The organism is Cronobacter sp. JZ38 (genome assembly GCF_008932145.1).
In the GTDB taxonomy this organism is placed as follows: domain Bacteria; phylum Pseudomonadota; class Gammaproteobacteria; order Enterobacterales; family Enterobacteriaceae; genus Cronobacter; species Cronobacter muytjensii.
In genome coordinates this window covers 2369340-2390800 of record NZ_CP017662.1, presented here as the reverse complement: position 1 = coordinate 2390800, position 21461 = coordinate 2369340, and the positions used below count along the sequence as shown (strand labels likewise).

The 21461-nt window shown below is 60.4% G+C and carries 18 protein-coding genes; 6 read left to right on the top strand and 12 right to left on the bottom strand.

The window, feature by feature from the left end:
* Positions 1 to 69 precede the first annotated feature (69 nt).
* From urtE to BJP61_RS11300, 11 genes are all read right to left on the bottom strand, one after another.
* Positions 70 to 768, bottom strand: coding sequence for an urea ABC transporter ATP-binding subunit UrtE (urtE, locus tag BJP61_RS11350; RefSeq protein ID WP_075193144.1), 699 nt, complete (start codon positions 766 to 768; stop codon positions 70 to 72).
* A gap of 9 nt (positions 769 to 777) precedes the next feature.
* Positions 778 to 1575: an urea ABC transporter ATP-binding protein UrtD gene (urtD, locus tag BJP61_RS11345; RefSeq protein WP_038862915.1), complete on the bottom strand. Its 798-nt coding sequence runs from the start codon at positions 1573 to 1575 to the stop codon at positions 778 to 780.
* Positions 1575 to 2648: an urea ABC transporter permease subunit UrtC gene (gene urtC, locus BJP61_RS11340; protein ID WP_161579650.1), complete on the bottom strand. Its 1074-nt coding sequence runs from the start codon at positions 2646 to 2648 to the stop codon at positions 1575 to 1577. The genes urtD and urtC overlap by 1 nt, the downstream gene beginning before the upstream one ends.
* Positions 2645 to 4210, bottom strand: a complete 1566-nt coding sequence (gene urtB, locus BJP61_RS11335; RefSeq protein ID WP_171998354.1) for an urea ABC transporter permease subunit UrtB — start codon at positions 4208 to 4210, stop codon at positions 2645 to 2647. The genes urtC and urtB overlap by 4 nt, the downstream gene beginning before the upstream one ends.
* A 189-nt stretch (positions 4211 to 4399) precedes the next feature.
* A complete protein-coding gene (gene urtA / locus BJP61_RS11330) occupies positions 4400 to 5671 on the bottom strand; it encodes an urea ABC transporter substrate-binding protein (protein WP_171998353.1) in 1272 nt (423 codons plus the stop codon).
* A 36-nt stretch (positions 5672 to 5707) separates the two neighbouring features.
* A complete protein-coding gene (locus BJP61_RS11325; RefSeq protein WP_171998352.1) occupies positions 5708 to 6409 on the bottom strand; it encodes a GntR family transcriptional regulator in 702 nt (233 codons plus the stop codon).
* Positions 6410 to 6593: 184 nt separating this feature from the next.
* Positions 6594 to 10202 (bottom strand): urea carboxylase, encoded by a 3609-nt coding sequence (uca, locus tag BJP61_RS11320; protein ID WP_171998351.1) that lies wholly within the window; start codon positions 10200 to 10202, stop codon positions 6594 to 6596.
* Positions 10203 to 10214: 12 nt separating this feature from the next.
* Positions 10215 to 12029, bottom strand: a complete 1815-nt coding sequence (gene atzF, locus BJP61_RS11315; RefSeq protein WP_171998350.1) for an allophanate hydrolase — start codon at positions 12027 to 12029, stop codon at positions 10215 to 10217.
* Between the two features lie 561 nt (positions 12030 to 12590).
* Positions 12591 to 13694 (bottom strand): cobalamin-independent methionine synthase II family protein, encoded by a 1104-nt coding sequence (locus BJP61_RS11310; RefSeq protein WP_038862906.1) that lies wholly within the window; start codon positions 13692 to 13694, stop codon positions 12591 to 12593.
* Between the two features lie 201 nt (positions 13695 to 13895).
* Positions 13896 to 14669, bottom strand: a complete 774-nt coding sequence (locus tag BJP61_RS11305; protein WP_171998349.1) for an OBAP family protein — start codon at positions 14667 to 14669, stop codon at positions 13896 to 13898.
* 114 nt (positions 14670 to 14783) lie between these two features.
* Complete coding sequence (locus BJP61_RS11300; protein ID WP_038862904.1) at positions 14784 to 14954, bottom strand: general stress protein; 171 nt, start codon at positions 14952 to 14954, stop codon at positions 14784 to 14786.
* 313 nt (positions 14955 to 15267) lie between these two features.
* On the opposite strand from BJP61_RS11300, the gene BJP61_RS11295 reads away from it, so the two are divergent.
* From BJP61_RS11295 to mgtS, 4 genes are all read left to right on the top strand, one after another.
* Positions 15268 to 15432, top strand: coding sequence for a hypothetical protein (locus BJP61_RS11295; protein ID WP_007726200.1), 165 nt, complete (start codon positions 15268 to 15270; stop codon positions 15430 to 15432).
* An 80-nt stretch (positions 15433 to 15512) separates the two neighbouring features.
* Positions 15513 to 16424 carry a bestrophin family ion channel gene (locus tag BJP61_RS11290; protein WP_038862903.1) on the top strand — a complete coding sequence of 304 codons (912 nt, stop codon included), beginning with the start codon at positions 15513 to 15515 and terminating at the stop codon, positions 16422 to 16424.
* 162 nt (positions 16425 to 16586) lie between these two features.
* On the top strand, positions 16587 to 17390 hold the full coding sequence (locus BJP61_RS11285; RefSeq protein WP_171998348.1) for a MerR family transcriptional regulator: 804 nt from the start codon (positions 16587 to 16589) through the stop codon (positions 17388 to 17390).
* A gap of 96 nt (positions 17391 to 17486) precedes the next feature.
* The gene (mgtS, locus tag BJP61_RS21720; protein ID WP_255485096.1) at positions 17487 to 17582 is read left to right on the top strand and encodes a protein MgtS; all 96 of its coding nucleotides are present in this window, start codon (positions 17487 to 17489) and stop codon (positions 17580 to 17582) included.
* Between the two features lie 133 nt (positions 17583 to 17715).
* Here mgtS and dcp read toward each other — a convergent pair whose 3' ends face one another.
* Positions 17716 to 19761: a peptidyl-dipeptidase Dcp gene (dcp, locus tag BJP61_RS11280; protein ID WP_171998347.1), complete on the bottom strand. Its 2046-nt coding sequence runs from the start codon at positions 19759 to 19761 to the stop codon at positions 17716 to 17718.
* A gap of 160 nt (positions 19762 to 19921) precedes the next feature.
* Between dcp and ydfG the strand changes: the two genes are divergently transcribed.
* Together ydfG and BJP61_RS11270 are read left to right on the top strand one after the other, a co-directional pair.
* Entirely contained in the window at positions 19922 to 20668 is a 747-nt protein-coding gene (ydfG, locus tag BJP61_RS11275) for a bifunctional NADP-dependent 3-hydroxy acid dehydrogenase/3-hydroxypropionate dehydrogenase YdfG (RefSeq protein WP_038862897.1), read from the top strand.
* A gap of 91 nt (positions 20669 to 20759) precedes the next feature.
* Positions 20760 to 21446 carry a GntR family transcriptional regulator gene (locus BJP61_RS11270; RefSeq protein WP_038862895.1) on the top strand — a complete coding sequence of 229 codons (687 nt, stop codon included), beginning with the start codon at positions 20760 to 20762 and terminating at the stop codon, positions 21444 to 21446.
* Positions 21447 to 21461 lie beyond the last annotated feature (15 nt).

The window sequence follows — 21461 nt, the reverse complement described above, 5'->3', positions numbered from 1 at the left end:
TAATAACGCTATCACCACCGCCACGCTCTGGCGCTCTCCACCAGCATCCCGCCAGCCCTGCTCCCCGCGCTAAATCGCCACCAGCCCTCTTACGCCCTCGGCCTCCATGTCCGCGCCGCGACCGCGCTGGATAATCGTCCCGCGCGACATCACCAGATAGTTGTCCGCAAGCCCGGCGGCGAAGTCGTAGAACTGCTCCACCAGCAGAATGGCCATATCGCCGCGCGCCGCCAGCTCGCGGATCACCGCGCCAATTTCTTTGATAACAGACGGCTGAATGCCTTCGGTCGGCTCGTCGAGGATCAGCAGTTGCGGACGGCTCGCCAGCGCGCGTCCGATGGCAAGCTGTTGTTGCTGACCGCCGGAGAGATCGCCGCCGCGCCGCTGGCGCATCGCTTTCAGTACCGGAAACAGCGTGTAGATCTCCTCCGGCACCCGCTTCGCCTGCGCGCCGTGAAAGCGTGACAGCCCCATCAGCAGATTTTCCTCAACGGTCAGGCGCGGGAAAATCTCACGCCCCTGCGGCACATACGCGATCCCCGCCCCGACACGCTGGTGCGGCTTATGGCGGGTGATGACGTTGCCCTGCCAGGTGACCTCGCCTGAGCGCGCCGGAATCAGCCCCATCAGGCATTTCAGCAGCGTGCTTTTTCCCACCCCGTTGCGTCCTAGCAGACAGGTGACTTCGCCTGCGCGCGCCGCAAGCGACACGCCGCGCAGAATATGGCTGCCGCCGTAATATTGATTCAGTTCGCTGACTTCTAACATGCCGGCTCCTTAACGCCCAAGATAGACTTCAATCACCTGCTCGTTCGCCTGCACCTCGGCAAGCGACCCCTCTGCCAGCACCTGGCCCTGATGCAGCACCGTCACTTTATCGGCGATGGTTTCCACAAAGCCCATGTCGTGCTCCACCACCATCAGCGAATGCTTCCCGGCGAGCGCGCGAAACAGCTCGGCGGAGTATTCCGTTTCGGCGTCGGTCATCCCCGCCGCTGGCTCGTCGAGCAGCAGCAGATGCGGCTCCTGCATCAGCAACATGCCTGTCTCCAGAAACTGCTTTTGCCCGTGGGAGAGCGCGCCAGCCGGGCGGCGACGCTCGCCTGCCAGGCGCAGCGTCATGAGCATTTCATCAATGCGATCCCGCTGTTCGCCGCTAAGCCGCGCACGCAACGTACCGCGCACCGTTTTGTCGCCCTTTTGCGCGAGTTCCAGATTCTCCGCGACCGTCAAAGCCTCAAAGACGGTTGGCTTCTGGAATTTGCGCCCGATGCCGCGCCGCGCAATGTCCACCGGCGTGAGCCGCGTCAGGTCGGTTTCCTGATCGTAGATAACCCGCCCGCTCTGGGGCCGGGTTTTCCCGGTAATCACATCCATCAGCGTGGTTTTCCCTGCGCCGTTGGGGCCGATAATGCAGCGCAGCTCGCCAACGCCGATGGAGAGCGTCAGATCGGTGAGCGCCTTAAACCCGTCGAAACTGACATTAATGTTTTCAAGCTGCAACACCGGGTCAGTCTGCGCGCGAAAACGGTCGGTCTCATACTGCCGGGTATGGAGGGTATCAATGGCGTGCATTATTTCTCTCCTCTGCGCAGAAGTCCCGCCACGCCGCGCGGCAGAAACAGGGTGATAACAATAAAAATAAGCCCGAGGAAAAGCTGCCAGTACTCCGGCATCACCACGGTGAAGAGGCTTTTCGCGCCGTTTACCAGCAGCGCGCCGAACACCGGGCCTACCAGCGTGCCGCGCCCGCCGAGCGCCACCCAGATAGCCGCTTCGATGGAGTTAGTGGGCGACATTTCGCCGGGGTTGATAATGCCGACCTGCGGCACGTAGAGCGCGCCCGCCAGCCCGCACATCACCGCCGACAGCGTCCAGACCAGCAGCTTGAAGCCGCGCGGATCGTAGCCGCAATACATCAGGCGGCTCTCGGCGTCGCGCACCGCCGTCAGCACCCGGCCAAACTTGCTGCGCGCAAGCCAGAACCCGACGCCGAGACAACCCAGCAGCAGAGCCAGCGTCGCGATAAACAGCGCAATGCGTGTGCCGGTGTGGGTCAGTGAAAAGCCGAGCAGCGTGGTGAAACCGGTGAAGCCGTTATTACCGCCAAAGCCGGTTTCATTGCGGAAAAAGAGCAGCATGCCTGCAAACGTCAGCGCCTGAGTAATGATGGAGAAATAGACGCCTTTGATTTTTGAGCGGAAGGCGAAAAAGCCGAAGACCAGCGCCAGCAGCCCCGGCACCAGCACCACCAGCAGCAGCGCCCAGAGGAAATTCGACGTGCCCCACCAGTACCAGGGCAGCTCGCTCCAGGAGAGAAACGACATAAACGCGGGCAGGCCGTCGCCCGCGGCCTGGCGCATCAGGTACATGCCCATCGCGTAGCCGCCAAGCGCGAAGAAAATCCCGTGACCGAGCGACAGCAGCCCGGCGTAACCCCAGACCAGATCGAGCGCCACGGCGACAATCGCATAGCAGAGAATTTTACCCATCAGCGTCAGCGTCCAGGTGGAGACCGCCAGCGGATGGCTTGCCGGCAACAGCGTCAGAAACGGCAGCGCGAACAGCGCCGCCAGCGCGAGACCGCCCGCGATAAGGCTCAGGCGCGGCGCTTTCTGAACGAGCGTTAAGGTGACTGGCTGCGTCATTCCACGGCCCTCCCTTTGAGTGCGAACAGCCCCTGCGGGCGTTTCTGGATAAACAGGATGACCATCACCAGGATGGCGATTTTACCGAGCACGGCGCCCACCTGCGGCTCAAGAATTTTATTGAAGATGCCAAGACCGAACGCCGCCGCGACGCTGCCCGCCAGCTGGCCCACGCCGCCCAGCACCACCACTAAAAAGGAGTCAATGATATAGCCCTGGCCGAGTTCCGGCCCGACATTGCCGAGCTGCGACAGCGCAACGCCGCCAAGGCCCGCGATGCCGGAGCCGAGCCCGAAGGCGAGCATATCGACGCGCCCGGTCGGCACGCCGCAGCAGGCCGCCATCGCGCGGTTTTGCGTTACCGCCCGCACGTTCATCCCAAGGCGCGTTTTGTTCAGCACAAGCCAGGTGAAGAACAGCACCAGCAGCACAAAGCCCATCACCACCAGGCGGTTCCACGGCAGGATCAGGTTCGGCAGCACCTGGACGCCGCCGGAGAGCCACGCGGGGTTCGCCACCTCAACGTTCTGCGCGCCAAACGCCATACGCACCAGCTGAATAATCATCAGGCTGATGCCCCAGGTGGCGAGCAGCGTCTCAAGCGGTCGCCCGTAGAGATGGCGGATGATAGTGCGCTCAAGCGCCATGCCGGCGCAGGCCGTCACCAGAAACGCCACGGGCAGCGCCAGCAGCGGATAGAACGCCAGCCACTGCGGCGCAAAGGTGGCCAGCGCGTTTTGCACGCACCAGGTGGCGTAAGCGCCGAGCATGAGCATTTCGCCGTGGGCCATGTTAATGACGCCAAGCAGCCCATAAGTGATAGCGAGGCCGAGTGCGGCGAGCAGCAGGATCGATCCAAGCGACAGCCCCATAAACGCCTGACCGAGCAGGTCGCCCGCCATCAGGCGGCGCTCTATCGCCCGCACGCTGGCCGTGGCGGCCTCACGCACGCGGGCGTCCGGCTCAGTCGCCGCCTGCGTATAAGGCTGCAACCGCGCGCGGGTCTGCGGGTCGCCCGATTCGCCAAGCAGCGTGACGGCGTTTAAGCGCACCGCGGCGTCGGGGCTGGTGAGCTGGAGGCTCGCGAGCGCCGTCGTCAGCGCCTCGCGCACGCCGTTTTCTTTCTCCGTCGCCAGGCGCTGCGTCAGTAAAGGCGCCATCTGCGGGTCGGCGTCGCGCTGTAATGCGCGGGCGGCCTCAAGCCTTTCCGTGACGTTGTCACTTACCAGGCGATGCGTCGCCAGCGCCGCAGCCGCGAGATTGCGCAGGCGGTTGGTAAGCCTCAGGGGTTTAAGCGCACCCGCAGGCGTCGCGGCGCGGCCAAGCGGCGTCAGGCCGTCGGCGCGCTGCGCGAACGGGTGTTTTTCGCTATCCACCACCAGGTTTTCCTGGTTGAGCGATACCAGCAGCGGCAGACGCGCGGCGTCCGGGCTGGTCGCCCAGGTTTGCAGCAGCGCGGCCTGCTGGCTGCGGCTGCTCGCTGCGAAATCATCGGCATCGGCGGCGCGGGCAACCCACGGCAGCAGCAAGGCGGCGACCATCAGCCAGCGAAATAATGTCATGGTTATCTCCTGTGAAACCGTTATGGCGTCAGGGGCCCGAAGGTCAGTCGATGGATAACGTTGATGGCGGTGCGCAGGCTTACCCCCTGCAACAACACGTTTTGTAGATGCAGGGCGGGTAAGCGAAGCGCCCCCGCCGCGTCAATCCACGCCACCTCATCCGGCACCCCATGTGCCCCGTCACCGCCCTTAATTGCTGGCGGTTTTCACCGGCGCGTCAGCTTTCTTGTCGTTGCCGGCGATATACGGGCTCCACGGCTGCGCGCGGACCGGCACTTCGGTCTGCCACACCACGTTGAACTGCCCGTTGCCTTCAATCTCGCCAATCATCACCGGCTTGTGCAGATGGTGATTGGTTTTATCCATCGTCAGCGTAAAGCCGGAAGGCGCGTTAAAGGATTGCCCCGCCATCGCCTCGCGCACTTTGTCCACATCCGTCGTGCCTGCCTTCTCTACCGCCTGCGCCCACATATGGATGCCCACATACGTTGCCTCCATCGGGTCGTTGGTCACCACCGTGTCGGCGTTCGGAAGCTTGTGGGCTTTGGCGTAAGCGCGGTAATCAGCAACAAATTTCTGGTTCTGCGGGTTATCCACCGACTCAAAGTAGTTCCACGCCGCGAGATTACCCACCAGCGGTTTGGCGTCGATACCGCGCAGCTCTTCTTCACCCACCGAGAACGCCACCACCGGCACGTCGGTCGCCTTCAGGCTCTGGTTGGCCAGCTCTTTATAGAACGGCACGTTGGAATCACCGTTGATAGTGGAGACCACCGCCGTTTTACCGCCAGCGGAGAATTTTTTGATATTCGCGACGATGGTCTGGTAATCGCTGTAGCCAAACGGCGTGAAGACCTCTTCGATGTCTTTATCCTGAACGCCTTTTGAGTGCAGGAAGGCGCGCAAAATCTTGTTGGTGGTACGCGGGTAGACATAATCGGTGCCGAGCAGGAAGAAGCGCTTCGCGCTGCCGCCGTCTTCGCTCATCAGGTACTCCACCGCCGGGATCGCCTGCTGGTTCGGCGCGGCGCCGGTATAGAAAACGTTCGGCGACATCTCTTCGCCTTCATACTGCACCGGATAGAACAGCAGGCCGTTGAGCTCCTCAAACACCGGCAGCACCGACTTGCGCGAGACCGACGTCCAGCAGCCGAACACCGCCGCCACCTTATCCTGGCTCAACAGCTGACGGGCTTTCTCAGCGAACAGCGGCCAGTTGGAGGCCGGGTCCACCACCACCGGTTCGAGCTTTTTGCCGAGCACGCCGCCTTTGGCGTTTATCTCGTCGATGGTCATCAGCGCCACGTCTTTGAGCGGCGTTTCGGAAATCGCCATCGTGCCGGAGAGCGAGTGCATGATGCCGACTTTTATGGTGTCGGCGGCCTGGGCGCTGAAGGCGAACCCCATGCTGATGACCGAGGCGGAAAGGGCGAACGCTTTTAACAAGGTACGACGATGCATAAACTTCACTCCTGGTAGTAAGGGCTGTGTGTATGGTTAATCTCGCGTCTTCCGCCGCGCCTGATGCAGGGCGTGAAGCGTTATCTTGCGAACCTCTTTCTGGCTTTGAGCAATGTGGTCGTGCAGTTTGGTTCGGGCCTCCTGTGCGTTACGTTCAAGAACCGCGAGCAGGATCTGACCGTGCTCGGCGTACGTGGCGCTGATACGCGCCGCCTGGGTGAAATCCATCCGGCGCACGATGCGAATTTTTTCAGTGATCTCGCGATGCACACGCGCCATTTCCGGGTTACCTACCGCGCCCACGAGCGTCATATGGAACGCCTCGTCAAAGGGGGCGACGTCGCAGCCTTCGGAAAGCGGCGGCGACTCTATCCAGAACTCGCGCAACTGAAGCAGCGGCAGCGGCGTAACGTGCGTCGGGAGCGCGCAGAGCCGCGTCACCGCCTCGGTCTCCAGCACGACGCGCAGATCGTAGAGCGCCTCAAGATTGTCGAAATCAATCGGCCTCACCTGCCAGCCGCTGCGCGGCTGAACATCCAGATAGCCCTCCTGTTCGAGCCGGTGCAGCGCCTGACGCACCGGCGTGCGGCTCGCCCCCATCCGCGCCGCGATGTCGTTTTCGCTAAAGCGATCGCCAGGCAGCAGGAGGAAATCGAAAATCTCCTGTTTAAGCAGCCGGTAGATGCGCTCGCCCTGCGCCTCCGGCTGCGCCGCGCGTTGTCTGGCCGTTAATGGCATATCCTCTCCTTTTGTGTGCCGTCCGGCGGGTGCGCTAACGCTTACCCGCCCTACAGTTAACGAGGCGCACTGGCCGTCGGCGGCGACGTCAGATTGAGCGCGGACTGCACGCCGCGAGGGGAACGTACACGCCCTACGTGCCCCAGATGAGCGCAGCCCGGCGCAATCTGACCAGTAAGCCAGGTCAGCCCAGCCACAACAGGGCATCGCCGGGGGCCACGGGCCGCCCTTGCTGACAGCGAATTTTTGACACCACACCGTCGACCGGCGCATGGACCATCAGCTCCATTTTCATCGCCTCGACCACGATCAGCGGCTCGCCCCGCTTCACCCGCTGGCCCGGCTCGACCAGGATTTTCCAGACGTTGCCATTGAGATCGGCGCTCACCAGTTGGCCTGCGGTGTCCGTCTCTTCTTCGGGCTCTACCGTAAGCGCGTCGCTCTCATTGGTCTGCGTCTGCCAGTGGGCCACTTCGGCGCTGAAAGCCGCCTGTTGACGCTCGCGAAACGCGGCGATATCCGCCGCGTTGGCGTCTAAAAACGCCCGGTAGGCGGCGAAATCGAACTCGGTTTCTTCGATGCGCACCGGCGCGCGGCCCTCGCGGAAGGCGTCGCGGAAATCATTCAGCTCGGCTTCGCTCACCGGGTAAAACCGCACCTGGTCGAAGAATTTCAGCAGCCACGGCTCGTCGCCGAACTGCGGGTTTTTGAGGAATTTGTTCCAGATGGGCAGCGTGCGCCCTACCAGCTGATAGCCGCCTGGCGAATCCATGCCGTAAATGCACATATACATGCCGCCAATACCGACGGTGCCTTCGGCAGTCCAGGTGCGCGCCGGGTTATATTTCGAGCTCAGCAGGCGGTGGCGAGGATCCACCGGCACCGCGCACGGCGCGCCGAGATAGACGTCACCCAGCCCCAGGATCAGATAGCTGGCGTCAAAGACGATGTTTTTCACCTCGTCGCGGTGCGAAAGGCCATTGGCCCGGCAGATAAAATCGACATTGTTCGGCAGCCACGGCGCTTCTTTGCGCACGGTCTGCTGGTAACGCTCGACGGCGCCGAGCGTCGCGCTGTCTTCAAAGGCCATCGGCAGCCAGACGATGCGCGACGGGATTTTCAGCGATTCCACATCACCGAGCTGCTTCTCAAGGCTCATCAGCAGCGTTAACAGCGGGCGCTGCCCCAGACGCTGGCTGTCATAGCGCACCTGTAGAGAACGCACGCCGGGCGAAAGTTCTTCCACGCCATCGACGCCGCTTGCGCGGATCGCTTTCATCAGCAGATGCACCCGCAGGCGCAAGGCCAGATCCATCACGTTGTCGCCATACTCGATGAGAATGTAGCTGTCGCCCGCCTGTCGCCATACCACCGCAGGCAGCCCGTTTTGCGCGGGCACTTCGGCGAGGATCGCCGCACTCGACGTGCTGCCCGGCAGCATTGAGGGCGTCTCGTGCGGGCGCGCGCTGACCGCGCGCAGATGGTTGCACGCCACCTCCTGCGCCAGCTCCAGCGACTGCGCGTGTTCAATGCTTATCGGGTGAAAGCGGATGCGATCGCCGGGCTTCACCTGGCCTACTTTCCAAAGCTCCGCGCGGGCAATGGTGACCGGGCAGACAAAACCGCCAAGGCTCGGGCCGTCGCGCGTGAGGATCACCGGGAAATCGCCGGTGAAGTTGATCGCCCCGATGGCGTATTCGCAGTCATGCACGTTAGACGGATGCAGGCCCGCTTCGCCGCCATCGTCGCGGCTCCATTCCGGTTTCGGGCCGACCAGGCGCACGCCGAGCCGGTTGGAGTTGTAATGCACCTGCCACTCGGCGGCGAAGAAGGTATCCATCGAGGCGGGCGTAAAGAAATCGGGCGCGCCGTGCGGCCCGTAAAGCACGCCGATATCCCACACGTCGCCATAGCCCGGGATCAGCCCCGGCTCCGGCGTCTGGGGCGGCGCGATGGGCGCAGGCGTGGTGCACGCGGCGAGCGCCGGGCGGGAGACAGCCAGCACGTCGCCGGGGCGCAGCGTGCGTCCGGCATGGCCGCCGAACTGCCCGAGCGCGAAGGTGGAGCGGCTGCCGAGATAGCACGGCACGTCGATGCCGTTACGCACCGCCAGATAGCCGCGGCAGCCAGTGCGCGCGCGGCCAATCCTCAGCGTCTGTCCGGCGCGGGCGGTTAGCGGCTGCCAGCAGGCGACGGGCTCGCCGTCGAGCGTCGCGTCGCAGTCCGCGCCGGTTAGCGCGAAAATCGCCTCGCTGTGAAAGCGCAGCGTCGGCCCCTGGAGCGTAAACTCCAGCCCGGCTGCTTCAGGCGCGTTGCCAACAATGCGGTTTGCCAGCCGGAAGGCGTAGTCGTCCATCGGCCCGGAGGGCGGCACGCCGATATCCCAGTAGCCCAGACGTCCCGGATAATCCTGCACGCTGCTCCAGGTGCCTGGTTCCAGCACTTCAATGGCGTGCGCCTGGTATTTCACTTCATCCAGCAGGCGCGTCCACATGGTCGCCTCTTCGAATGCCTCCAGCCGGATAATCTGGCGCAGATAGTCAAGGTTAGTGGCGATGCCGTGCAGGCGCGTCGCGTCCAGCGCCTTCCGTAGTTTCGCCAGCGCCTGCGGGCGGTCGTCGGCGTGAACGATGATTTTGGCGATCATCGGATCGTAAAACGCGCTCACTTCCGCGCCGGTGCTGACCCAGCCATCCACCCGCACGTTCGCGGGGAATGCGACGTCGGTGAGTTGTCCCGGCGACGGCTGGAAATTTTTCAGCGGATCTTCAGCATACAGACGCACCTCAATGGCCGCGCCCTGCGGCGCCTGCGCCAGCCGCGGCCAGTCCAGCGGCTCACCTGCGGCGACCAGGATCATGCATTCGATAAGATCGAGCCCGGTCACGGCTTCAGTCACCGGATGCTCCACCTGCAAACGGGTGTTGACTTCCAGAAACCAGAAGTGGTCGCTGTCGGCATCATAAATAAACTCCACGGTGCCTGCGCTGCGGTAGTTAACCGATTCGCCCAGCGCCACCGCAGCGGCGTGCAGGGCGTCGCGCGTCGCCTGCGGCAGCCCCGGCGCTGGCGTCTCTTCCACCACTTTCTGGTTGCGGCGTTGCAGCGAGCAGTCGCGCTCGCCGAGCGCCGCCACGCGCCCCTGCCCGTCGCCCATGATTTGCACTTCGAGATGGCGGGCGCGGCTGACGAATTTCTCAATAAACACGCCGTCGTCGCTGAAGAACTGCTGACCCTGACGTTTCACGCTCTCCCAGGCGTCCCTGAGCGCCGCCTCGTCCCCGCAGCGCATAAGCCCGATACCGCCGCCGCCAGCGGTGGTTTTCAGCATCACCGGGTAGCCGATTTCGCGCGCCGCCTGTAGCGCTTCGTCAGGGGAATGCAGTAGCCCGGTGCCAGGCGTCATCGGCACGCCCGCGCTGGCGGCAAGCGCACGGGCGCGGTGTTTAAGCCCAAAATCGCTAATCTGCTGCGCGGTCGGCCCGATAAACACGAGATTCGCGGCCTCGCACGCCGCCGCGAACTCCGCGCGCTCCGATAAAAACCCGTAGCCGGGGAAAATGGCCTCTGCCCCGCTCGCTTTCGCGGCCGCCAGGATTTTATCGACGTTGAGATAGGTGTCGCGCGCCGTGTCGCCGCCGAGCGCGATGGCGATATCGGCGTCGTGCACGTGTTGTGCGTTACTGTCCGGATCGGAATAGACCGCGACGCTGACAATGCCCATTTTCTTCAGGGTACGGATGGCGCGGCAGGCGATTTCGCCACGGTTGGCGATAAGCACTTTGCTGAACATGGTCGGGTCTCCTCAGGCGCGCTGGTGACGGGCAAGCCAGGCTTTCCAGCCGCCCCATTCGGTGATGTCGGTGGCGCTCTCAAGCGCCTGCGGCTCGCAGATAAAGCCTTTTACGGCGCGACCATCGGCGAGCGTCAGCGTACCGATGCCGAGCGGTGATGGGATCTCCGCGACAAATTCGCCAAAGCGCGCGAGCGGAATGTCCCACAACTCCACCGCGATGGGCTGACCGGTAGCAGCACGCGCGAGGCCGGGCTTCGGCGGCGTGGTGTTGGCGAGCGCATAAAGGCGGTAATCCGCCGCCGTGGCGGTTTGTTCAATAAACACGGCATCACGCGTGGTGAGCTGGTGGTTGAGCGGCATGCCGCGCAGATGCGCGCCGACCACGGCGAGGCGCACATGGTGCGGGGAGGACGGCGGCGACAAGGCGGCGGGCAGCGCTTTATGGGTGGCGCCGAGGGGCAGCGGCGTCGCCTGCTGCCAGAGCGCGCCGAAATGCGCCAGCGCGGCGTCATACCAGGCGGGCGCGATAAGCGTAATGCCCGCAGGCAGACCATCGGCGCGGAAATCGCCAGGCAGCGCCAGCGCGCAGAGATCGGCCAGATTGGTGAAGTTGGTGTAGTAGCCGAAATGCGAGTTGTAGCGCACCGGCTCAGCTTTCATTTCTTCAAGGGTGTGAATGGTAGGCGACGTCGGGACGACCAGCGCATCGACCTCATCCAGCGCCAGGGCGATGCGCCGCGCGAGTTCCGCACGGGTGTATTCCGCCTGCCAGGCGTCGCAGGCGCTGTACTTAAGCCCCCCTTCGACGATGCCGCGCACCGTCGGGTCCATCACCTCCGGCGGCTGGTTGAGCATCTCGCCCACCGCGACGGTGCGCTCCGCCACCCAGGCCCCCTGATAGAGCTGCTCCGCAAGCTGGCGAAACGGCGTGAAATCGACCGGCACCAGCGTCGCGCCCAGCGCTTCAAGCCGGGCGAGGCTCTGGCGAAAGGCCGCTTCGCTGTGCGGGTCACCGTAAAATTCGAGCACATCAGGCACCGCCAGACGGGGTTTCGCGGGCAGACGCGCGGGCGCAGTGCGCGGGTTATGGCGCGAATACGCGTCGTCTGCGTCATAACCGCCTGCGATACTCGCAACCTGAAAGGCATCGGCGGCGCTCAGCGCGAAGACCGAGACGCAGTCGTTAAGCCGACAGGCGGGCACCACGCCGCGGTTTGAGAGCCAGCCTTTGGTGGGTTTCAGGCCGACAATATTGTTGAACCCGGCGGGCACGCGGCCGGAGCCTGCGGTGTCGGTGCCGAGCGCAAAGGCGACCAGGCCCCGCGCGACCGTCGAGGCGGAGCCGGAGCTGGAGCCGCCGCTGACATAAGCCGGGTTAAACGTGTTGGGTACCGCGCCAAAGGGCGAACGGGTGCCGACAAGCCCGGTGGCGAACTGATCGAGGTTGGTTTTGCCAAGCACAATGGCCCCGGCGGCTTTAAGCTTCGCAACCACCGCGGCATCGTCCTGCGGGGTATACGCAAACGCCGGACACGCCGCCGTGGTGGGCAGTCCCGCGACATCGATATTGTCTTTCACCGCGAACGGCACCCCGAAGAGCGGAAAATCCGCCAGGGTTTTTCCCTCCTTCAGCGCGGCCAGCAGCAGCGCAATTTGTTCTTCAAGATGCGTCGCGCTGGCCCGCGTTATCCACGCCGGATCGTTATTGTCGGCATCATTAAAGGCAGCGGAATATATTTCGCGAATGCGCTGCGGGCAGTCCTGATATTCCCTGCGCCACTCAGCAAGCGTCAGCGGCGTAAACAGCGGTGAACTCTGTGACATAACTGGCATCCCATCTGGTATACAAGATGGAAGGTATTTAGCAAAGGGAATGCCAGTTTTATTAAAACCTTTAAAATCATGAATTTAATTATTTAAAAAGGCGTTAGTGACGGGATTGGTTATGTAGCGCTGCGTATTTTAATAAAAAAGGGATACGTGATGGTGCAGCGGTGCGACATAAATGTGCAATGAAGGGAGAAATAAAGAAAAGTGATGATGAGCAGCGCGGGGAATAAGGTTTTGCGATGCATCTTTTTATAAATGGGATATCACGGCGGGTGGGTGCGCTGCGCTTACCCATCCTGGACAGGAAGACAAGGTAAAATTGGGCGGGTAAGCGCAGCGCACCCGCCGAACGGTTTTCGCAGCCGGGTTGAAGGGAAATATGCAACGGCGATGACATCGTTCCGTTCGCCATTTCACTACCCCGACATATTTTTGTTGTCCCAAAACCCGAGCCGGGAGGGAGAAAAGCCGCCCCGTCCCCCGCCCATAAAAAAGGGGGCGTGCGCTACGCTCCCCCCCTCGTAAAAAACCGATAACCCGGCGCCTTCGCTTCTGTTACCACACCTCGCTGGCGACGCTGGTTACGAGGCGCACTTTCTGCCACTGCTCGTCCGGGCTGATGCTGTTGCCTTCTTCGGTCGAGGCGAACCCGCACTGCGGACTTAAGCAGATCTGGTTGATATCGACATATTTCGCGGCCTCGGCCAGACGCGCCTTGATTAATTCCGGGTTCTCCAGTTCGCCGTTTTTCGTGGTGATAAGACCCAGCACCACCTGCTGTTTACCCGGACGGATAAAGCGCAGCGGCGCGAAATCACCGGAGCGGTCGTTGTCATATTCCAGGAAAAACGCATCAATGTTCACGGTGCCGAACAACACTTCCGCCACCGGCTCATAGCCGCCTTCCGCAATCCAGCTGGAGCGGAAATTACCGCGGCAGACATGCAGCCCGATGGTTAAATCTTCCGGCTTGCCTTCCAGCGCCTGGTTCAGCACGCGGGCATAGATGCGCGCCAGCTCGTCCGGACAGTCGCCGCGCTCGCGGATCTGGCGGCGCTGTTCGTCAGAGCACAGGTACGCCCATACGGTATCGTCAAGCTGCAGATAGCGGCAGCCCGCGTCGTAGAACGCACGTATTGCGTCACGCCAGGTGGTAGCGAGATCGTCGAAATACGCATTCAGATCCGGATAAACGTTACGGTCGATCGCCGCAGCACCGCCACGGAAATGCAGCACGCTTGGGCTCGGGATGGTCATTTTCGGTTCGGCGTTGCCGCTGACGCTTTTCAGGAAGCGGAAATCTTCCAGCATCGGATGGTCGCCAAACGCCACTTTACCGGTCACACGCACGCTCTGCGCTTTGGTCTGAATGCCGTTGAACTGGATGCCCTGATTCACTTCCACCAGCTCCACGCCTTGCAGCGCGGCGAAGAAATCCATGTGCCACCAGGCGCGACGGAATTCGCCATCCGTGACCACATGCAGGCCGCAGGCGCACTGCTGTTCAACGGCGTGGCGAATGGCCTCGTCTTCAACTTTGCGCAGGCGCGCGGCGTCTATCTCCCCTGCCGCAAACTGCTGGCGGGCGTGCTTAATGGCATCGGGACGTAAAAAGCTGCCGACGATATCGGCGCGAAACGGGGCGTGTTGACGCTGCATGGTGTTCTCCTCGTGGCCTGACGCGATGATTGCGTCAGGTGATAGTTCAAAATTTGAATATTTGGCCGTCTGGATGGCTATATGTCCGAAGAATGACATCTGGCAGGCTTTCAGGCAAACGAGGAAATTTCATGGGTGTTGAAAAAAATTCATCTAAAAGAATCCCCACCGGAGTGGGGAAAAGAAAGGCACAATGCGTATTTATTTTTTCCCGGCGGCGGCGTTGCTGTCCACGACGCCCGGGATGGGTGTGGTTTCACGTTTGAACTGGCCGTTGAGGGCATCCACGCCACTTTGCGGCTTCGCGAATGTCTCTAAATCTGCGCGCGAGCGGCGGATCTCATCTGTATTAACACCAAGTTTTTTATCGCGCTCGCTGACAAGCTCCGGTTTCGCCTCGCCATCGCGACTGAACGACCAGGCAAGCATTGGCGGGCCGAGCGGCAGCGCGTCGCCCTTCTCGCCCGGCCCGCCGGTATGCCAGACGTGCCAGGTTTTACCGTAGCTGTTCATCTTGCCCTGCATCAGACGATGCTCAACCGGTGCCGGAATACCGGGCGCGATTAACTGGCCGCTAAGGATTTCACCATTATGCGGATGCCAGTACTGCTTTTCCTGCGGCGGCAACTGGTTAAAAAGTTTTTCAGAGATAATATATTCTACGCCGTTCATATTGGCGTCTTTAGAATTCCCGTCAAATAAAACGCACTGGGCGAAATCTTCGTTGACCTGATGGCAATAGTGGTGCGCTTCCATCTGTTTTTCCGGGATCTCTTTCATCGGATGGAAACCCACCAGATAAATATCAAAACCTTTTAACGGGGCATTACTTTGCAACACTGCCGAGCCGGTTTCGAGTAAATTGGTACTGGTCGATTTACTGGCGCCCGGTGGGGTATCTTTTTCCGCATGGGCAATAAATGCGACGGATAAAAGCGGGAGTAACGTTATTTTTAATGCACGTTGTAATTTCATAGGGTAATTAAACTGATGAAGAGGTATTTATGTCATGCGCGACACGACCTCCGGTATGAGCATTAACCCATACCGGAGGGACGTTATGCCGGGCGCATGCGGCCCGCCGCTCCGTCAGGAAGAGGAACGGCTGCTGCTTTTACCGCCTTTGCGGCCTGCTTCTGCTGCACGCTCGCGGTCATTTTTAAAATTCCCGCCGCTATTCTGGCCGCCTTTACGACCGGCTTCAGAAGCGCGCTCACGATTTTCAGCAAAATTACCTGAACCACCACGATGTTGAGCCATAATATTCTCCTCGGATTAGCAGAGATAATTTAAACCGCGTCCTCACAATGCGAACGCAGAACTAACTATAGGCACGCTTTCCCGTTTCGCAAGTTACATTAGCCGCCGGCATCTATTTTACCGCTGCGTTCTGCCAGATATTTCAGGAAATGCACTTTTATCTCCTGAATGCCAAAGGAAATTCTCTCCCCGCCCCTTCGCTTAATAAGAAAATTCTTAAAAGAAAGCATTAATAATTTCGTTTCTGTCGTTGCGACTATTCTTTATCTGCGAAGTGTCGTTCGTTGATTTAATTTCCGCTGAGGAGTGATTAATGAAACAGAAATGGTACTGCTGCCCTGCCATCAAACTTAAAGACCGGTTCATGGTGCTGATTATGGGACAGGATGTTTTCCTGCTGTTCCGCAAAGGCGGTTCAATAAGAAAGTCCCGCGACTGGCTGGCCCGCGAGAAAGCGAATTTTATTCCTCTGGGGTAAACCACGACGTTTTTCTGGTTGCAGACAAAAGCGCTATCTCGTTTAATGTGTAGCGCTTTTGTTAACCCCTTGTGAGTATCATGATTGTTCGTCCCCCACAGCACTGGTTTGCCCGACTCTTTGTCTGGCATGGATCCGTATTAGCCAAAATATCCACGCGTCTACTCCTTAATTTCCTGTTATCCATTACGGTTATTTTCTTTTTGCCGTGGTATGAAGCGCTCGGAATAAAACTGACCACCGCGCCATTCAGTATTCTCGGCGTGGCGATTGCGATTTTTCTCGGCTTTCGCAACAGCACCTGTTTCGCCCGCTTTAATGAAGCGCGTCAGATTTGGGGGCAACTGGTTATTCACTGCCGCTCGATGTTGCGCACCGCCCGCACGCTGATGCCCGATAACACGCAGGAGCTGCATCATCTTGTGAATCTGGAAGTGGCGTTCTGCCACTGCCTGCGCCTGACGCTGCGCCGTAAAAAGCTTGATAATGTGTTAGACCGTTATTTAACCCGCAACGAAATGGCGCGTGTGATGAACAGCAATTCGCCGTGCAATACGATTTTACTCATCATGGGCGAATGGCTCGCCGCGCGGCGCAACGGGCTATCCGATATTCTTTTCCAGACGCTCGATCAGCATATTAACCAGCTCGCGGCTGTGCTGGCAGGCTGTGAACGCATCGCGAATACGCCGCCGCCTTTCGCCTATTCGCTGATGCTGCACCGTACGGTCTATTGCTTTTGCATTATGCTGCCGTTCGCGCTGGTGACCGACCTGCATTTTATGACGCCGTTTGTTTCGGTGTTTATTTCCTACACCTTTATTGCGCTGGATACGCTCGCGGAAGAGCTGGAAGATCCGTTCGGCACCGAAGATAACGATCTGCCGCTGGATGCGCTGTGTAATAACATTGAAATAGACCTGCGTGAAATGAATAACGAGTCGCAAAAACCGGCTAAGCTTTTGCCGAACCGGCATTATCAGCTCACCTAATGCGAGAGGCGATTCTCGATTTTTAATGAATAATGCGTAATTAATTACCCGCAGGGGGAACGAGGTGTGTTAGCGTGAACCCTGCTCTCCTCATCCCTTCATGTCGCCTGTTGGGCCTTTTCCTTCCCCTGTTTTATTGCAGCCTGGCTTTAAGGAAACGCCATGTCTCATTTCACGATCGAAATGCTCTCAGATCAGTGCGGAGTCAGCATGACTAATTTACGCGCCTGGCAACGGTCCGGATTACTGAAGCCCGCGCGCGATGATGGCGGCAGACGCTTTTTTGATTACAGCCACCTGATGCGTATTCACGCCATTATGAAATTCCTCGACCGCGGCCTGCCCCTGAATGAAGTCGCCCGCCTTCTAAAAGGTGAAGAACGCTCGCTGGCAAGCCAGTGGGAGGTGTGGCAGGAACAACTGCTCGCCGCGCTGGAGAAGCCCACCATGGAAAAAGCCCGCGCGCTGCTGCGCAAAATGGGCCGCGAGCTGCCAGCGGCGATGCTGCTGGATAACGTGGTGCTGCCGCTGCGTCTGTGGCTGAACCATGGCGCGAGCGGCACGCAGCTCACCCTCCGCTCCCGTTTCGACACGCTGATTATTGAGTACGCCACCTTTACGCTGCAGGCGCTGCGCAAGCGCCCGGCCTCCGGGCTGGTGATCATGGCCATGAACAGCCAGGATTCGCTCAACGTCTGGCTGGAGGCGATTCGCTTCTCAGGCGAAGGATTTCGCATTGATGTGCTGCACCAGCCGGTGCCACTGCCGGATCTCACGCAGTTCGACGCCGATCATTACCTGGTATACAGCGATGTCGCGCTGACGCCCGCGCAACTGGCGCTCTGGCAGCAGTGGCAGCTTGCGGGCAAGCCCGTTTTCAGCGCAGGCGCCGGGTTCGCCGTGCCGCCGCAATTGCCGGACGCCGCCAACGTGCCTGACGCGCCGCGTCGCGAAGAGGCGCGCTAAACGCGCGTGTCGCAAAACCGTTATCGGACTGTCGTCTTTTCGTCACATATCAGGGTCTTTGTTAAAGGATGGTGTGAATGAAAAGGCGGGGTTACGATGCCGGATGCCGCGGAGCTGTTGATCTGTATGCCGGGAATTGTGTTACTGGTGGGGTTTCTTGCCGCTTATTGCAGTAATAAATGGGATGACTGAACGCGGAATAAAAAAAATACCGCCAGGCGGACCTGACGGTAAGGCTTGCATGGATTGTTATTGTCCTGCGCTCAACATCACGCTTATTTCCGTATCTTCGCACGCGCAGGTTCAACGCTGCTTAAACGCGGCGTTATTCGCTTAAGCCACGGTTTTTCAGCATCGGCTCGATACGTGGTTCATGCCCGCGCCAGTCGAGCCATACGTCTTCCAGATCCTGACTGTTGCCCCGCGAAAGCACCGCCTCGCGAAAACGCGCGCCGTTCTGCGCCGTCAGCCCGCCCTGCTCCTCAAACCACTGGTAGCCGTCATCGGCGAGCATCTGCGTCCAGAGATAGGCGTAGTAGCCCGCCGCATAGCCGCCGCCGAAGATATGCGCGAAATAACTGCTGCGATAGCGAGGCGGCACGGCGCGCAGCGCAATATTCTCCTGCGCCAGCGCAGTCGCCTCAAATACCGCCACGTCGTCGGGGGACGATGACGGCGTCAGGCTGTGCCAGTGCTGGTCGAGAAGCGCCGCGGCCAGCAGTTCGGTCATGTCATAGCCCTTATTGAAGCGCACCGCGCGGAAGAGTTTTTCGCGAAGCTGCGCCGGCATCGGCTCGCCGGTCTGATAGTGACGCGCGTAATGCGCGAAAACCTCCGGGTGGCTCGCCCAGTGCTCGTTGATTTGCGACGGGAACTCGACGAAATCGCGCGGCGTGTTGGTGCCGGAGAGCGTGGCGTAACGCTGGTTCGCGAACAGGCCGTGGAGTGTGTGGCCGAACTCGTGGAACAGGGTGATGACGTCATCCCAGGAGATTAACGCAGGTTGACCGGCGGCGGGCTTCTGGTAATTACACACGTTGTAGATAACCGGCTTGTGACCGGCGAGCGTCGACTGTTCGACGAAATTGCCCATCCAGGCGCCGCCGCTTTTGCTGTCGCGCGCGAAGAAATCACCGTAAAACAGCGCCAGCCCGCTGCCGTCTTTATCGAAAATCTCCCAGACGCGCACGTCCGGGTGGTAAACCGGAATATCGGTGCGCTCGGTAAACGTGAGGCCAAATAGCGCGCTGGCGGCATAAAAAACGCCGCGCGTCAGCACATTGTTGAGTTCGAAATACGGTTTGATCTGTGCCTCGTCGAGCGCGTATTTCTCACGCCGCACCTGCTCGGCGTAAAATGCCCAGTCCCAGGCTTCGGCCTGAAAACCGCCATTCTGTCGGTCGATAGTCTGCTGAATATCCGCAAGCTCTCTCCCGGCGCGCGCCGTCGCCGCAGGCACAATATCGCGCATAAAGCGCAGCGCCGCGTCCGGAGTTTTCGCCATCTGATCGGCGATTGTCCAGGAGGCGAAATCGTCAAAGCCCAGGAGCGCCGCCTGCTGCGCGCGCAGCGCTGCAAGCCTCAGCACCAGCGCGCGGGTGTCGTTAGCGTCGCCTTTTTCGGTACGATGCCAGCCCGCGTTAAAGAGCGCCTCGCGCGTGGCGCGATCGGTGAGCGACTGCAGCGCGGGTTGCTGAGTGGTGTTGAGAAGCGCGATAAGCCAGCGCCCTTCCTGCCCCTTTTCACGCGCGGCTTCTGCGGCTGCGGCAATCTCCGCCTCGCTCAGGCCCGCCAGCTGTTCGCGGGATGAGATGAGCAGGCCGCCCGCTTTATCCGCCGCCAGCAGGCGCTGGTTAAACTGGCTGGTCAACTGCGCCGCCTCCTGATTCAGCGCCTTGAGCTGCGCTTTTTGCTCCGCGCCAAGCGTCGCGCCCGCGAGCATAAACTGCTGCCAGACCACCTCCACCAGCCGCAGCGACTCGTCATCCAGCCCGAGCGTGTGGCGCTGTTCATATACTGCGTTGAGCCGCGCGAACAGGGTCTCGTTAAAGTGGATATCGTCCGCCAGCGCCGCCAGCTCAGTGGAAAACTCTTCATCCAGCGTTTGCAGGTAATCGTTGGTGTGCGCTGAGGTCATCGCGAAAAAGACGCTGGTGACGCGCGCGAGCATCGCGCCGCTGCGCTCCAGCGCCAGATATGTATTTTCAAAGGTGGGCGCCGCGCTATCGGCCGCGATAGCCTCCACTTCGGCGCGCTTCTGGCGCACCGCCTCATCAAAGGCGGGACGATAGTGCTGATCGGTTATCGCATTGAACGGCGGCGCTTCATATGGCAGCGCGCTCGCTGAAGAAAAAGGGGTAGTCACCGGCATGAAAGTCTCCCGCAAAAGCGTGATGGCAAAATCACAGCTTATGCAGCCACGTCCTAAACAGCAATGGTTTCACGACGCAAGCTATCAGGAAGTGATATTCCACAGTTCGCGCCGCGCGTGCTAAGGTAACGGTTCTGAAAAAGCCTTGAGGAACAGCGAGATGATTATTCTGGTTACCGGCGCCACGGCAGGCTTTGGCGAGGCCATTACCCGTCGTTTTGTGAAAAACGGCCATAAAGTGATCGCAACAGGCCGCCGCCAGGCGCGTCTTGATGCGCTGAAAGACGCGCTCGGCGAGAGCGTGCTGACGCTGCAACTGGACGTGCGCAACCGCGCGGCTATTGAAGAGGCGATGAGTAGTCTGCCGCTGGAGTGGCGCGACATCGACGTGCTGGTCAATAACGCCGGGCTGGCGCTGGGGCTGGAGCCTGCGCATAAAGCGAGCGTCGAAGACTGGGAAAATATGATAGACACCAACAATAAAGGGCTGGTGTATATGACCCGCGCCGTACTGCCGGGCATGGTGGAGCGCAATCGCGGACACGTGATTAACATCGGCTCCACGGCGGGCAGCTGGCCTTACGCGGGCGGCAATGTTTACGGCGCGACCAAAGCGTTTGTGCGCCAGTTCAGCCTTAACCTGCGCACCGATCTGCATGGCACCGCGGTCCGCGTGACCGATATTGAGCCGGGTCTCGTGGGCGGCACGGAGTTCTCAAACGTGCGCTTTAAAGGCGACGATGACAAAGCCGGTAAAACTTACGAAAACACGAACGCGCTGACGCCGGAAGATGTGACCGAGGCCGTCTGGTGGGTAGCTTCGCTGCCTGCGCATGTCAACATCAACACGCTGGAGATGATGCCGGTCAGCCAGAGCTTTGCCGGGCTTAGCGTACACCGCCAGTAGTTCCCGCCTTGCCCGTTCCCCGCGCCGCCGCTGGGCGGGGTGGGCAATTAATGGTAAATTGCCGCGGTAACCCGCAAATAAAGACAGAAGAATGGCCGCTGAAACTCCGCTCAACCCGACCCAGCCGGTGAGTCAACAAATTTACCGCATCCTGCGCCGCGATATCGTGCACTGTCTGATCCCGCCAGGCACCCCGCTTTCTGAAAAAGAGGTGTCGGTGCGTTTTGACGTGTCGCGCCAGCCGGTGCGCGAGGCTTTTATTAAGCTTGCGGAAAACGGGCTGATTCAGATCCGCCCGCAGCGCGGCAGTTTCGTGAATAAAATCTCGCTGCGCCAGGTGCGCAACGGCTGTTTTGTGCGTCAGGCCATTGAGCGGGCGGTGGTACAGCGCGCGGCCACAATGCTGACCGACGCCTCTCTCTATCAGCTTGAGCAAAATCTTAACCAGCAGCGCACCGCCATTGACCGCAAACAGCTGAGCGATTTCTTCCAGCTTGACGACGAATTTCACTACCGCCTGACGCAGGTGGCTGACTGCCAGCTCGCCTGGGACACGGTGGAGAATATTAAAGCGACCATCGACCGGGTGCGCTACATGAGCCTTGATCACGTCTCCCCGCCGGAAATGCTGCTGCGCCAGCATAACGATATTTTTCACGCGCTGGAGCGGCGCGATCCGCAGGCCGCCGATGAAACGATGCGTCTGCATTTGCAGGAAATCAGCGAATCGGTGCTGCTGATCCGCCAGGAAAACCGCGACTGGTTCAGCGAAGACTAGCTGCGCGACGATACT

Coding starts and splice junctions, on each gene's coding strand:
- atzF (WP_171998350.1), bottom strand. CDS start 12,029: ATGTCACAGAGTTCACCGCTGTTTACGCCGCTGACGCTTGCTGAGTGG.
- urtE (WP_075193144.1), bottom strand. CDS start 768: ATGTTAGAAGTCAGCGAACTGAATCAATATTACGGCGGCAGCCATATT.
- BJP61_RS11300 (WP_038862904.1), bottom strand. CDS start 14,954: ATGGCTCAACATCGTGGTGGTTCAGGTAATTTTGCTGAAAATCGTGAG.
- ydfG (WP_038862897.1), top strand. CDS start 19,922: ATGATTATTCTGGTTACCGGCGCCACGGCAGGCTTTGGCGAGGCCATT.
- BJP61_RS11305 (WP_171998349.1), bottom strand. CDS start 14,669: ATGAAATTACAACGTGCATTAAAAATAACGTTACTCCCGCTTTTATCC.
- urtA (WP_171998353.1), bottom strand. CDS start 5,671: ATGCATCGTCGTACCTTGTTAAAAGCGTTCGCCCTTTCCGCCTCGGTC.
- BJP61_RS11285 (WP_171998348.1), top strand. CDS start 16,587: ATGTCTCATTTCACGATCGAAATGCTCTCAGATCAGTGCGGAGTCAGC.
- urtC (WP_161579650.1), bottom strand. CDS start 2,648: ATGACGCAGCCAGTCACCTTAACGCTCGTTCAGAAAGCGCCGCGCCTG.
- BJP61_RS11290 (WP_038862903.1), top strand. CDS start 15,513: ATGATTGTTCGTCCCCCACAGCACTGGTTTGCCCGACTCTTTGTCTGG.
- urtD (WP_038862915.1), bottom strand. CDS start 1,575: ATGCACGCCATTGATACCCTCCATACCCGGCAGTATGAGACCGACCGT.
- BJP61_RS11310 (WP_038862906.1), bottom strand. CDS start 13,694: ATGCAGCGTCAACACGCCCCGTTTCGCGCCGATATCGTCGGCAGCTTT.
- urtB (WP_171998354.1), bottom strand. CDS start 4,210: ATGACATTATTTCGCTGGCTGATGGTCGCCGCCTTGCTGCTGCCGTGG.
- BJP61_RS11270 (WP_038862895.1), top strand. CDS start 20,760: ATGGCCGCTGAAACTCCGCTCAACCCGACCCAGCCGGTGAGTCAACAA.
- uca (WP_171998351.1), bottom strand. CDS start 10,202: ATGTTCAGCAAAGTGCTTATCGCCAACCGTGGCGAAATCGCCTGCCGC.
- dcp (WP_171998347.1), bottom strand. CDS start 19,761: ATGCCGGTGACTACCCCTTTTTCTTCAGCGAGCGCGCTGCCATATGAA.
- BJP61_RS11295 (WP_007726200.1), top strand. CDS start 15,268: ATGAAACAGAAATGGTACTGCTGCCCTGCCATCAAACTTAAAGACCGG.
- mgtS (WP_255485096.1), top strand. CDS start 17,487: ATGCCGGATGCCGCGGAGCTGTTGATCTGTATGCCGGGAATTGTGTTA.
- BJP61_RS11325 (WP_171998352.1), bottom strand. CDS start 6,409: ATGCCATTAACGGCCAGACAACGCGCGGCGCAGCCGGAGGCGCAGGGC.